Origin of the sequence: Chryseobacterium contaminans (genome assembly GCF_001684955.1) — a bacterium.
GTDB lineage: Bacteria > Bacteroidota > Bacteroidia > Flavobacteriales > Weeksellaceae > Chryseobacterium > Chryseobacterium contaminans.
Genome location: NZ_MAYF01000046.1, coordinates 48662 through 62661 on the forward strand (window position 1 = coordinate 48662; position 14000 = coordinate 62661).

9 protein-coding genes are annotated in these 14000 nt (G+C 36.2%); all 9 read right to left on the bottom strand.

Annotated elements, in window-relative coordinates:
• Window positions 1-27 precede the first annotated feature (27 nt).
• Window positions 28-558, bottom strand: a complete 531-nt coding sequence (locus BBH99_RS04360; RefSeq protein ID WP_066692469.1) for a hypothetical protein — start codon at window positions 556-558, stop codon at window positions 28-30.
• Window positions 545-1498 (bottom strand): RHS repeat domain-containing protein, encoded by a 954-nt coding sequence (locus tag BBH99_RS22965; RefSeq protein ID WP_083560275.1) that lies wholly within the window; start codon window positions 1496-1498, stop codon window positions 545-547. Before BBH99_RS22965 ends, BBH99_RS04360 begins: the two co-directional genes overlap by 14 nt.
• A 441-nt stretch (window positions 1499-1939) precedes the next feature.
• The gene (locus tag BBH99_RS04370) at window positions 1940-2278 is read right to left on the bottom strand and encodes a hypothetical protein (protein ID WP_066692480.1); all 339 of its coding nucleotides are present in this window, start codon (window positions 2276-2278) and stop codon (window positions 1940-1942) included.
• A gap of 3 nt (window positions 2279-2281) precedes the next feature.
• Entirely contained in the window at window positions 2282-5818 is a 3537-nt protein-coding gene (locus BBH99_RS04375; RefSeq protein ID WP_066692482.1) for a DUF6443 domain-containing protein, read from the bottom strand.
• Between the two features lie 5 nt (window positions 5819-5823).
• Window positions 5824-9240 carry a hypothetical protein gene (locus BBH99_RS04380; protein WP_066692484.1) on the bottom strand — a complete coding sequence of 1139 codons (3417 nt, stop codon included), beginning with the start codon at window positions 9238-9240 and terminating at the stop codon, window positions 5824-5826.
• A gap of 8 nt (window positions 9241-9248) precedes the next feature.
• The gene (locus tag BBH99_RS04385) at window positions 9249-10877 is read right to left on the bottom strand and encodes a T9SS type A sorting domain-containing protein (protein WP_066692486.1); all 1629 of its coding nucleotides are present in this window, start codon (window positions 10875-10877) and stop codon (window positions 9249-9251) included.
• 518 nt (window positions 10878-11395) lie between these two features.
• Window positions 11396-11806, bottom strand: coding sequence for a hypothetical protein (locus BBH99_RS04390; RefSeq protein WP_066692487.1), 411 nt, complete (start codon window positions 11804-11806; stop codon window positions 11396-11398).
• Window positions 11807-12011: 205 nt separating this feature from the next.
• Window positions 12012-12401 carry a hypothetical protein gene (locus tag BBH99_RS04395; RefSeq protein ID WP_066692502.1) on the bottom strand — a complete coding sequence of 130 codons (390 nt, stop codon included), beginning with the start codon at window positions 12399-12401 and terminating at the stop codon, window positions 12012-12014.
• A gap of 97 nt (window positions 12402-12498) precedes the next feature.
• The coding region (locus tag BBH99_RS04400) for a glycoside hydrolase family 3 C-terminal domain-containing protein (RefSeq protein ID WP_185111037.1) at window positions 12499-14000 on the bottom strand (1502 nt) is incomplete at its 5' end.

Consider the following 14000-nt stretch of genomic DNA (forward strand, 5'->3'; position numbering starts at 1 on the left):
TCAAACTTTTATGAGGGTTTATAATTTTTATTCTAAGTTATCTAAAATCAAAAACTTTCCAGTATTATCATCATATAATATATAATTTTGTTCTTTATAAAAAATATATAGAATTGAATATAATTCTTCTTTTGTATATTTTGAAGCTGAAACAATATATATATTTTTATAATTACTTTCTAATTGTAACTTTTTTACCTTATCATTAAAAGATAGATCTTCTAATTCTTGTAAGCTATTATCTTTTTTATAGTTTTTAGTAAAATACAATAATTCCTTTTCTTTGTTTGAGAGATTATTCAAGTTCTTAAGTAAACTATTTAAATCATTGTATCTAAATGATTTTTTTTGGTCATTATAAAAACTTTTTAAAATATTATATTTGACCATTGAAATGCTATCATCTTTTAAACTAAACAAAATAGCTGACTGTAATTCTTGTTCCTTTTCTATTTTTTCAAAATAAACATTTTTTTCCTTATTATTTTTGCACGAAATAAAAAGACTTATTGAGAAAATTATTAATGAGAGAAAATTAAAATTTCTATTTTTTTTCATCTAAAGGTTTTGTATTATTAAAATCAACTTTAACATTATCGTAGTATAAACGGGGTTCAGTTCCTTCAATTTTACGGTATTTATTTTCCATAATTACGCTTCTTGTTTCTGCTGGAGAAACAGCACCATCAACTTTACTTTCCCCCTTCATGTATCCTTGGTCAAAATCATATGAATGTTTTAATTCGTGCACAATTGTTGCTCCGTCTGAATTAGTTGTTTTCTCGCTTGCTAGATAACTTGCATCTGCTTTTTTGTTTCCTTGGTCCAAATCTAAAAAAACACCTGTACTAACTCCTTTTCCTAATTGATAAGCTTTATAAGCATCATCACTTGAGATTAACGTTTGGCTGCTTCCAACTTGTGACTCTTGGATAACGTGTTTCTGATCGCTCTTTTCCAAAGTTGAGATCATCCTTTTTAGATAAACATCATTTGATGAATTTATTTTATCAAAAGTGGATTGAATCTTATCTAAAGTCTTATTACCCCCAGTATAAACTTTATTTGTTGAAGTGTTATAAAATTTACCATTTCGGTATTTATAATCAACATTACTATTACCTGAGTTTTTCATCCTAAAAATTATGTCCATAGGAGCTCTTCCGTCTGGGTCAATATTGCGAATAGGATTATCAAAAGTATAATTGTAAGGACTATGTCTTCTCATCTTTTCCGCCAGCGGATCTACAACTCCCCATCTTCCTAAATCCGGCATATAAAATCTTGCGCCATAATCATACATTCCGGTCTCTTGCAACTCCTTGCCATTGTACTTATAGCTATATAACCCTCCAAAATTAGAGAGGCTAAGCATTCCTGAAATATGGCTTAATCCAAATGGGTAATAGTTATTGGTATCTGTAACTTTAAGAGCACCTGTGCTGTCTTTTGCAAAACTTACCCTAGCATTGCCTAAATGATCTTTATACTGGTAAATATAACGGTTTTCTGTGAAACTGTAAAGCCTTCAATCAAGCTTCCAGGTTGGAGTTTTTTCAAGATCAGAAGACTGTCCTTCGTGGACTAGCCTATCTTTACTTATCTGCTACGAAGTTACAAACTTCGCAGGGCGGGGATAAATAGAGTTATCTATGATTAAAAAGTTTTACGGTTGTATTTTTGAAACCATCGATGCTTTCATTAAAACTGCTAAACTTAAAAATATTACGGCTTTGTAAAACAAAGAGGCCGTCTCACAGCTTGTGAAAACGACCTCTTTTTGTGAAATTTTCATGTATTCCTGTACGAGAAAGCTTTTCGTTTAAACGATTCTCAACCACATCATCTAGTTGTGATACACTTTCTTTATCTGCTCAAAGTCGGGAGACTTTGCGCAGCGGGAATTTTCTTTTCATTTAGAATGATACAAACATGTTGATTATATATTGCTAACTATATCATGGTAGACTTCAATGCCAGGAAAGATTTCATGAATTTCGCCTATATCTGAACAGGCAGACTCAAGGTAATCATCATCAATCATCCTAAATATAACGCTGCTTATTGTCTCTTTTTTCAAATCTCTCACAATAATCATATCTGTTGACCAGAAATATAATTCCTTGCCCTTTTCAATTAGATTATTGATATTCAAAATTGTGAAAAAAGTTGTAAAAAACACACGTCCAGTAGGAAGAATAATATTTAAGTCAATATTATCATTATAATAATCATTAACATTATACCCACTTGGAAATACTACTTTAAAATCTTTCATAAATTATTTATCTTTTAAAAGGTGGTTAATTACTTGTTGCTGATTACCTTTATGAGAATATCCTACTATTTCTACACCATTAGAGCTATTTCTAAAATATACTCTTGCGCCTCCTCTAGATCTTGCCTCAAAAACATTTTTACCAATATTTTTAGTTCCAATACCAGGATTTATATTACCTAATTTTAATTGTTCTATTAAAGCGTTAGCTTCTTTACGTAACAAATCATTTCCTTTAAATGTTTCTTGTGCTAATTTTAATATTTTAGCATCCTTTTTCACAACTGAGCTTATTGTAACTTCTTCAGCTTCATTTACCAAATTTTGCAACGCTTTAACATTTCCATGCTTTAACTGCAAGCCAATTGCTGCCAATTGAACAACTTGAATGGCCTCCTGATCTTCAGGGTCTTGATAATCAACCACTGCATCAAGAGTAGCCCCCCCTGCAGAAGCTACAAGATTGCTTCCACCCATTAGGAAAGTTCCCATAGTAAAAGCTAGGTTTCTTTCAAATTTCTCTGTAGCAAGAGCTGCTTTACTATTTCTGATACCAAAAGCTAATCTATCCTGAGAACCATGATAAGCATTTAAGCTTTGGATTCCCATAAATGATAGCTTAGAATCACTTACATTTTTTGTCAGCTTAACTTCTCCAATTTCAATAGGATTATTAGGAGTAGAACCTTTTTTGGGTGGATCTTCCTCTCCAATCATTCCGGTTGGATCATTAAATCTTATAGGATTTCCATAAACATATGAATACGGGCTATAAGCAAACTGTAACTCGCTCAAAGGGTCATGTACCCCCCATCTACCGATATCCGGCATATACATTCTTGCGCCATAATCATACATTCCGGTCTCTTGCAACTCCTTGCCATTGTACTTGTAGCTATATAACCCTCCAAAATTAGAGAGGCTAAGCATTCCTGAAATATGGCTTAATCCAAATGGGTAATAGTTATTGGTATCTGTAACTTTAAGAGCACCTGTGCTGTCTTTTGCAAAACTTACCCTAGCATTGCCTAAATGATCTTTATACTGGTAAATATAACGGTTTTCTGTGAAACTGTAAAAACCTTCTGCTGTAGGTACAAAATCTAATTTCCATGTTGGGGGTTCTCCCAGGTCAGGAAAGGTTTTTCCTAAATTTCCATAGGCCTGTTCTTCTAAAGCAGTCTCTGTACGACAGGTTATACATATTCCGCCACCTTCTTTATAAAAATACTGAAATCCATCAAGATAATCGGTCATAGATGTTCTTGTATTACCTCTCGCAGGCCTGGTTGAATAAATTTTTCTCAACTTAACTCCATCTGCACGATATAAATATTCCATATTAGCAGTAGACAGCTGACCAACAACAATAGGGTCCGGATGGCTTATTGCAAATGTATTGGGAAGATTAAGATAATTATAGGTAATGGTGCTGATCCCTTTATCCTTCATGGTGGTCATATTTCCATTCAAATCATAATCAATCAAATTTCCGCCTCCCTCATAGCCTGCTTCATTCTGCGTAGCATCTGTGATCGTCTGTAACCTGTTGCCCTGATACCCATAAGTAAGATTGTCTACCAGCAATGCCGTGTTTGAATCGTTTTTACCTGTTCTCCAAAGACGGGTAATATTTCCATTCAAATCATAGTTCAGCTCTTCGTTAAAGAATGATTTATCAGGTAATGTTGTATAAGGCTCACGGTACACTCCGGATTTTAAACGGTTTAATTTGTCATATGCATAATGGTAAACTTTATAGACATCATCGTCGGATGTCTTCCAATGGGCCTCTGCAATGTTTCCTCCAAATTGGGGAGCGGAGGTGGTAGGAATAGCCGGGTCCTGATATTTCAATGCATATCCAAATAATTTTCCATTTAAATTGGAAGGATCATTGATCATCGTTAACCAGCCTCTGATATTATACCGATAATCTATTGTTTGTAAAGGATTAGCGATATCTACCCCGCCTACTTTTTTAGTTTCCAGCTGGGAAAGTTCATTGTATTTATTCTGGGTAAGGACTTCTGTTGGATTACTGTCTACCTGATGTTTGTGTACAAGAAGCCTGTTCTGATGGTCATATTCAAAGTTTTCCGTGATAACTCTTTCTGTATCTGTTTCTAACCTTTTATGTCTGGTGATAACAGTTTGAGCTACTCCTGCAAAATCCAGCCTGGATTCTGTCTTTGTATAACCTCCTAAATGGTTAATAGAATGAGTCCCTACTACTCTTCCTTTGGTATCATAATAAGTGTAATTCTTTGTCCAGTTATCATCTTCGATATTCTTTATTAGGCTCATCACTGGAAGACTTTTGGTGCTTCTTCCTTCTGAGGATACTGTTTCTTTTAACGTCTCGGCTCCCTGAATAACGGTGGGAAATGGAGGATTAAAGCTATAGGAAGGGTAAGTATCATAATAATTGACACTCAATATGGTAGGAATTTCTCCAATGAAATAATTATCTGTATAGTACACCGTTATTCCGTTTCGGGTAAATCCCTGTCCATTTCTGTCTTCAGCAATCAAAGCATTATTGATCTCATTTTGTCTGTTTGCTCTTTCGCCTCCTGTCAGAAATCCTGTATAAGCAATTCTTCCCAGTTTATCATATTTGGTAATAAGCCATTTATTGGCAGCCCTTAGATTGGCATCCTGAGAGAGAATTAACCTGTCTGATCTGTCATACACCATATATTCCCAGCCTTTGCCAGGAACTTTCTTTTCTACCAATCGGTTTTTCCCGTCATATTTATACTGGTAACAAAGGGTATCTAATGTGGTTTGATCGATGGCTGGCAAAACAGAGGCTAAAGGGGGAATGACATAAGCAAGTTGGTCATAATCATTATAAACATAGTAGGTATCAGCGTTTTCAGTTGCGCTTACTATTTTTCTCACTAATAAAACCTGTCCTTTTCCATTTTTAAATTCAATGGTTTTGTTACCATCTTCATCAGTAACGGTATTTTTATACAGCTGCCCGCCTCCGTAGGTTCCTGATAAAGTAATGCTAGATTCAAAGGTGGAGTAATTAAAAGTTGCTGTATACTTTTTTACTTCACCATCTGTATTGGCTTCATAATCAAATTTTATGGGTTTATTGCTCCAGTCATTACCTACCTGGATTTGTTGCTGTATCCTATCTAAGGGAGAGTTTTCCAATGCTTTCTCCGAGTAAATCTTTTCTCCTCCATACACAGAGGAAGCATTCCCAAGAGGAGAGGTATATATAGCCCCGCTTTGGGTTCCTGATTGTGGAATGGGAAGATAGTCTTTAACCTGTCTTCCAAACTGGTCGTATTCAATAGGGGTAACCACATCTTTTCCTCCGGGAGAAGCTTTTATACCAACCACTTGCTTTAGCCTTCCAAGTCCGTCAAAATACTGAACGGTTTCTGAGATTTTTGTTGGGGTTGTTCCATTGTAATCCAGATAAGTCCTGGATTGAATATAGTTTTCTCCCGGAGTAGCCTGGGCATGGACGGAATGGCCCATCAGCAGCATACCTATGGGAATGAGTATTTTTTTCATCGTTGTTAGTTTTTGTAATGGTAGTTAAATTCTTTTAATAATTTTCCGGTGTTGTTTTGCTCTCTGACTTCTTTTAATCTTCCCGCATCATCATAAAGATAAACTTCCCTGATGCCAGATGGCGGGGTAATACTTCTCACTCCGATTAATGGATCATAGGTGTAGGTAGTGATCTGATAGCCGGATAAAGCTGAATTGTTCTTAAACCCATCCAATGTATTAAGCATCCGTTCTTCCGAAGCAATTGTACCTTGCGAACCATCTGTTTGGGATGCGATTACAATACTATCAATAAGTGACTGATTAATATCAGATAGTTTTGCCCCAACTATTTTGGCTATAGGAAGTGTATTCTCATATCCCCAGATAATAACGGTGGAAACTCTGTCTTTGGTGGTATACTGCACAATATTTCCCTTAGAATCATATTTTTCATAGTTTACTTCATTAGAGGTTACCGTAAGATTCTGGAGATCGTAAGATACAATAGAGGTTGAAAGTACTAAGTTCCCTGTTTGTGAAGTTGGAAGGGTGGTAGGATAAATTGTTTCAGATTTAGACAACATTTTAGTGCTATTCCCTTCTGTCTTTGTAACAGCTGTTTCTAAAGGGATCCCCACCATATTTTTACTGATTAACAAGGGATTGTTTTTTTCATAAGCATAAGCATAATTGGTAAATAAATTAGATAAATCAGGAAAAATAGTCTTTTGGCTGGTCAGTTGAGTATGCTTCGGATTATTATAAAAATATTGTGTTTCGGTTTTTACAGGAGTTCCATTCAGATAATCTGTAGTTTTCCTGGATTTCAAAAAGGTAAAGTAAGAAAAGTTTTCATATTGAACAATAGACAGATTATTAACAATACCTGAGTGAGGAAAGCTTGTTCCAATCGGTTTACCATAACATTCATCATAAACAGTTCTCTCAACATTCACAGCTCCCTCAGCGATACACTTGTTATTGTAGAATGTATGGAAATGACCGGCTGTACAGTCGGTTTCCGTATATTTAAAATTTATATTATCAGCTGTACATACCCTTGTAGGATCTGGGATATAGGTCAATAAATCATAATCAGTCCTTATTCGAAGGCCGCGTACTGAATATTTACGACTCTCATCCTGCTCATAATGATTTTCTATTTTCTTTCCAAGACTATTATTTTTGTCAAAATATGAAACAGCAAGTTCCTTTCCATTATTCCATCCAAAGTTTGTCCATGGTGCACTTTTAATATCTACTCCTTGCATAATTTTCCCATAATTGTCTTGCCCGGTTGAAAATTCATGCAATGTATATCCGCCGTCTGTACCTATAGATTCTATAACAGATTTATAAAAGAAGGCAGGATGCGAAGGATAAAGAGGATTAAGGTTATCTGATGAAATATTGATGTAAGGAAACTCATCAAAAGCTGAATTGTCCATTTTACAAAAGATTCCACTTGTAGACCTGTCCAGATAATAAGGCTTCCGTACCTGTATACCAGAAGACATTCCTGCATTGCCAGTATTATAATTATATTTTTTTATTATAGGTTGGGTACCATCTATATTATAAGAAGCAATTTCTTTTACCCGTAATCCACCAACAGGAATATTGTCCGGTATTTCCTGGTCTTCATCGGGAATATAATTGACATTCAGGGAGCCTATGGTACATCTGAAGTTAGCCTGAAGTTTAAACTTTACCTGCATACCTTTTGGCACTACATAACAAGCTGAACTCATCCCATTTACCGGAGTAGGCCCTATAAATCCCGGACAATTACCTACAGTGTTTTGTGGAACAGGTTGGTTATTTTGATCTACTGCCCAAAATGCAGAAGTATGATGGCCTGGTACTTCATCACTTACCCCTTCACATTCATCATTGTACCCACTGAACATAACTGCAAGCATATACTGTGGCCTCTTGTTATCAACAATGGTCTCGTCTGTGATTTTATCATCAGGGTTACTGCTACCTATCTTTCTATGAACATACAGTTGAGCCGCAGTTTTTGATGGAGTAATGATTCTTGTTCCGCCATAGGTATTACTTTCATACTCCAACAGAGTGTAACCATTGGTAGGATAAATGATTTTTTTCAGCAGCCCTTTTTTTGCATTTACTTCTACAACACTTTGATCTGCTCCATCATAAACAACATCTTTAACCAGTAAATCATCCACTTTAGGAACAAGCGTTGAATTGTTTTTGCCATTATAATATCCATACATATCCCTGCTGTAAGAAAGCCTTGCGGGAACCTGTTCAGGGTCTATATACTCAAAGGAATATTTTCTGCCTGAGTTTGTTTCTGTAATATCATTCAGAAAAATCCTTTCAGTGGCTGTTTTTGTATAGTTGAATGTATAGGATTCAATTACATTATTATTAAGCAGTTTTTTAATGGTTGAAATCTGTCCTGATTCATCAATAACCAACTGGTTATATGAAATTTGCACTTCTCCAAAAAAAACATTGTTACTGTATATTCTTTTAAGTCTTTTTCCTTTTACATTCTGAAGATTAGTCATTGCTGATGATATAGTGGGAGGCATACTATAACCATTTACACAATTCCCGTGTTCATCCATTCTGGCATAATTAGCACCAATAGGTGTCATGGTAAGCGTTTGTGATCTGGAAAGAACTGTAGTATAGGTTCTGTCCTCATACTCAAAATATATTTCCTGGTTCCGGGTGCCTACGATTTTACTTAAATACCATGCTGAGATATTGGTTTTGGGGATATTATGGCCACCACCAGTTTGAGAATTCGTTGTGATTTCTTTTTCAGCAAAGTAATATTTTGTCCCATCTTCAACAGTAATGATAAACTGTGAGTTGACAGAATCTTTTTCTATCTGCACATTCTGTTGGGAGATCAGTACAGGAAACCCTCTTTTGTCAAATATAAAACTAAAACTTTTATTACCAAAACTGGCATAGTACATATCAGGTTCAGAATCTACATAGCCCCCGCTTACTGCTTTTAAATACTCTCTAACATTATTGTCTTCAGCTCCAATGGAGTCTAAATCAGGTGGATTAGTGAAGCCAATATTAGGATTTGATTTTTCATCAGGAATCCCTCTTATCACTCTCGTAATCGCTCCCCCGAAAACCATCTTCCAACCCAACCCAGCTAATCCTGATTGTTCATCCACCCTGATTCCACTGCTGGAATAATTAAGCCCGATAGATGTATTATTTGTTTTAGGACCATACTCAATAAGCGGAATGTCAATATTAGGTGTTCCGGTAAACATGCCTACCGGAACGTTACCAAAACTCCCAAGTTTATAAGCTTCAGGGCTGGGAGGGCTAATGTTCACCTGGAATTCAGCCGGATTATTTACACGCTCTTCCTGTTGCTGGGCAAAAGTCCCCAAAGATAATAGAGCAGAAACTAAAATTATTGTTTTTTTCATACTTGTGTTTATTTCTTAATCAGCTTTGCATTCGCTGTTTTGTTATTATCTGTTTTTATGGTTACTAAATATGCTCCCTGTACTAAAGCCTGCGTATTCATCTTAGTCACCCTATTCTTGGTTTTAAAGTTTTGAAGCTGTCTTCCGCTCATGTCATACAGCATAATATCAGCTTCTTTAAAGTCAAAGCCGATTTCTACATAAGCATAATCAGATACTGGATTGGGATAGATCTTAATATCATACTTCTCTATCAGGTCATTCACCTGTTTATCACCCAGCTTTACAATCTTCCAGTTCTCTTTTCCCAATTCTTTAGCACTGGTTCCAGCAAGAATGATTGAACCATCACGATTTAATTTCAAATCTGAAAGCCGCTCTTCTTTTTGCCTGGATTCCCCTGCCACATGCTTTCTCCACTGTTCATTTCCGTTACCATCCAGATACAGCATCCAGAAGGTTTCATCATCTTTTTCTATTCTTCCCTCAGCCTGGGTGTAGCCGCCCAATAAAATCCCTTTGGAAGATTTATCGTCCGAAGAATGAATCACACTCATTCCCATCAAAATATCCCGGTTCTTGAAATTGTAAGATTTTTGCCACTGCTCATCCCCTCTTTCGTTAAGAGCAATCAGCCAAAGATCTGTTCCTTCTTCAATACCTACTGTTTTGTTTCCTGATCTTTCGGATCTGGATTCTCCACCAATGATGTAACCATTTGCTGTTAAAGCCAATGTTCTGATATGATCATCTCCTTTCCCGCCAAAGTTCTTTTCCCATTCTACTTTTCCATTTTTATCGAGCTTAACGATCCAGTAATCGCCTTCTCCGAAATTGCTGCTTTGTTTTGAGGCAGCAGATAGAAGGTTATGGGTAGCAGTACTTGCAGCCGAAGATTTTCCTTCAGAATTACTAGCTCCTGATCCCGAACCACGAACCTCGGAACTCCTTGAGTAAATTCCCAGTAAAGCTCCACCATCTTTTGTTGGGATCATCTTCTCCACTTCATCCAACCCTTTTCCGCCTAAGATCAATTGAGAAAGTTCCTTGCCGTCTTTATCCAGTCTGGTAATCCATACATCTTTGGAACCATAACCTTTGGATGAGTTCTGTACATTTCCGGCGACAAAAAAGCCCAGGTCTGTACTTTGAATAACAGCTTTGGCTTCTTCATCAGAGGAGGTTCCCAAGGTTTTCTGCCATAATTCATCCCCGAACTCATTAATCCTGATGAGCCAGATGTCTGATCCGCCTTTGGATTCCTCTTTTTTGTCCAGTCCCTTTCCTGAATAGGAGGTTCCTGCCAATAGAAATCCTCCGTCCTGAGTGGTTACGGTTGCAGATAAATAATCATGGTTATTTCCTGAGAAATATTTTTCCCAGGCTTCTTCTCCCTGCTGATTAAGCTTTACAAGATGGAAATCGTAACCGTTGTTTTGTCTACTTCCAGCCTCCATCTTCCCGCTTCCTGACTGTATAGAGCTTCCTGTAATAAGATACTGTTGATCAATGGTTGTCGTTACCTGGCTTAGAAAATCCTGGGTAGAGGATTTGATATCTTTCTGCCAAAGAACTTCCTGGGCAGACAGCCCCAGAATGGTGCATACTGTACATGCACTGAGATAAATCTTTTTCATTCCTGTGTTATTTTGAGTTGAGTAATTAGCTTTTCAAATTTTGCGCAAATTTAACTTTTTTTCATTTACACAAGTCATATTTATGTGATTTAATATGAAATATTTCCAAACATTAAAAAATTCCCTTGTAATCCAATAGTCCTTCATATATTCTGCAAATCTACTACACCATAGCGACAGAAGCTGTCGTGTTATTTATATGTTTTGACTAAAGCCAGAAGATTTTCATTTTATCAGACAACACTATATTGATAGAGCAACAGATACGGAATTGATACTAAAAAAATACATTATAATATGGCATAAGTAATATTGAATCTTAGCTATTACTATCATTAACCACTTATTACCCGATAGTAACGGTTACCCCACAGCAAGCATGGTAAAGTTTTGGCGCGAGGAGTATAAGTGGATAGCGGGACGAAGCTCCTGAAAAAAGAAAATTTCTGCAATCCGGAATGTAAACTCATAAAAAAACCACCCGAAAAGAGTGGTTTTATGTTTTAAAAAATTTGATCCTATTGATAAATAACTACACCATCTTTTTTAATCTGATAGCCTGCTTTTTTATAGGGAACCAGTTCATAAGTTTCTTTAATATGGCTTCCGCTTTTCCAGCTCTTCTTACCTTCTTTTTCAAGGATGATGCTTTTTGCAGCTCCTTCAGGAATAAAAACTTCAGCCCGTTTCATATCCTTACTAAAAATAACAGCCGTCATCGTAGTATAGCTTTTATCTGAGCCTACTTCCTTTAATTTGATTTTCTGCTCGAAAACCTTTACACAATTATTTCTGATTTGAGAATAGGTATAACCTGCTGAACCTATACAGCCATGAACATCTCTATCACCTCCCAAAACCGGAGCTTTTTGTTGAGCAAAAAATAAAGAGCCAAGGAACATCATGCTAAATAAAATTGGTTTTTTCATATTTTAATTATTAAGTTTTCAGTGGGGTAAAAGTGTTTAGGAAATAAAGATATTAATTTCATTCCTAGTTACAAAAATATAATTCACTGAACGATTATTTATTTTAATATTCCGGTTGCATTTATTTGATGAAAAGTAACTATCATAATTTATATCCACAAAAAAGCCACTCTCTTGAGTGGCTTTATTTTCTTTGAAACTGATCTTATTGATAGATGACAACATTATCTTTTTTAAGCTGATAACCGCTTTTTTTGTAAGGAGTCAGAACATAACCATCTTTTTTCCAGACTTTTGATTTTCCTGCTCTGGTAAGAATTACGCTTCCACCTTCTGCATCTTTCACAAAAACTTCAGCATTCTTTTTGTCTTTACTAAAAATAACCGCTGCAATATAATCTCCTTTTGTAGCTACCTCTTTTAATTTGATTTTTTCTTCAAAAGTTCTTACACAGTCTTTCTTGATCTGTGAGTAAGTATATCCAGCCGAACCGATACATCCATGGGCATCTTTATCACCACCCAATACCGGTGTTTGTTGTGCAAATAGTAAAGTACCAAGGAACATTGCGCTCAATAAAATTGTTTTTTTCATGTTGTTTGTATTATTATGATAACCAGGCAGGGTATTAATAAAAATCATGCCAAAAAAAACATAAAACACATTACCGTGAAAAAAAAACAGTTGCTTTTTACTTTGTCCAGGTGATTTTTGAATGCTTTACCTCATCAGAGCTAGTTCCGATCATAATGTCAAATTCTCCTGGTTCCCAGTCATATTTCAACTCTCCGTTATAGAATTTAAGGTTTTCCGGGGTTATTGTAAAGGTTACTTTTTTCGATTCTCCTTTTTTCAAAAATATTTTCTGAAAGCCTTTGAGTTCTTTTACTGGTCGTGTAATACTTCCCACCATATCTCTGATATACAGCTGAACCACCTCAGCACCATCGTAGTTTCCTGAATTGGTTACCGTTACAGATGCTTCAACCGTCTGGTTTCCTTTCGGATTGGAATTGGAAATACTAATATCCGAATAATTGAACTTGGTATAACTCAATCCATATCCAAACGCAAACAACGGGGTATTGCATTCATCCATATAATTGGAACGGAACCTTTGGTATTCACATTTATCGGTCAGTTTCTGATCTAACGGGCGACCTGTATTTTTAGCATTATAATAAATAGGAACCTGCCCCAGGCTTCTTGGAAAGGTCATCGGAAGTTTTCCTGATGGATTTACTTTTCCGAAAAGAACATCAGCCATTGCATTTCCTGCTTCTGAACCGGGAAACCATGCGTTCAGAATTGCATCAGGAATATCTTTTACATTCGTTAATGCCAACGGACGACCTGTGAAAAGGATCATAGCGATAGGTTTCCCTGTCTTTTTCAATTCATTTAATAGGTCAACCTGTGATTGAGGAATCGTGATTTCTGATCTTGAAGAAGATTCACCGCTCATTTCTGCAGATTCTCCGATGGCTAAAACAATAACGTCTGCTTTATTGGCAACATCCACTGCTTCTTTTAAAAGTTCTTCTTTTGAGCGGCTGTCTCTATCTGTTTTCTTTCCGTGAGCGGCATAGATCTCTTCCAGCTTTGCATCATAATCTATATTAGCTCCTTTTGCAGAAAGGAATTTTACTTCTTTACCATAGTTTGCCTGAAGCCCCTGCATTAAGTTCACTGAAACACTATGCTTTGTAGCAACGCTCCAGGTTCCTGCCATGTTCATTGAATTATTTATCAATGGACCGATTACAGCAACCGTTCCGGATTTTTTTAAAGGTAATACCTGGTTTTCATTTTTCAATAAAACCATAGATTGGGCGGCAACGTTTCTTGCGATGGTGCGGTTTTCCAGGTTGTATACTTCTTTGGCCGCCAATTTTGCATCACCGTGCTTGTATGGATTATCAAAAAGTCCTAAATCATATTTTGCTTCAAGGATTCTTCTGGCAGCCATATCAATTTCTGCCTGGGTAACTTTTCCTTCGGATAATGATTTTTTTAAAGTGGTTAAAAAGCCTTCTCCTACCATATCCATATCAATTCCAGCTTTTAAAGCCAGTGCCGAAACCTGCTGAAGATCTCCCATTCCGTGATCAACCATTTCATTGATTCCAGTATAGTCTGTGACTACAAATCCTTTGAATTTCCATTGATTTCTCAATACTTCGGTCTGTAACC

Coding starts and splice junctions, on each gene's coding strand:
- BBH99_RS04375 (WP_066692482.1), bottom strand. CDS start 5,818: ATGAAAAAAATACTCATTCCCATAGGTATGCTGCTGATGGGCCATTCC.
- BBH99_RS04360 (WP_066692469.1), bottom strand. CDS start 558: ATGAAAAAAAATAGAAATTTTAATTTTCTCTCATTAATAATTTTCTCA.
- BBH99_RS04380 (WP_066692484.1), bottom strand. CDS start 9,240: ATGAAAAAAACAATAATTTTAGTTTCTGCTCTATTATCTTTGGGGACT.
- BBH99_RS04385 (WP_066692486.1), bottom strand. CDS start 10,877: ATGAAAAAGATTTATCTCAGTGCATGTACAGTATGCACCATTCTGGGG.
- BBH99_RS04390 (WP_066692487.1), bottom strand. CDS start 11,806: ATGAAAAAACCAATTTTATTTAGCATGATGTTCCTTGGCTCTTTATTT.
- BBH99_RS04370 (WP_066692480.1), bottom strand. CDS start 2,278: ATGAAAGATTTTAAAGTAGTATTTCCAAGTGGGTATAATGTTAATGAT.
- BBH99_RS04395 (WP_066692502.1), bottom strand. CDS start 12,401: ATGAAAAAAACAATTTTATTGAGCGCAATGTTCCTTGGTACTTTACTA.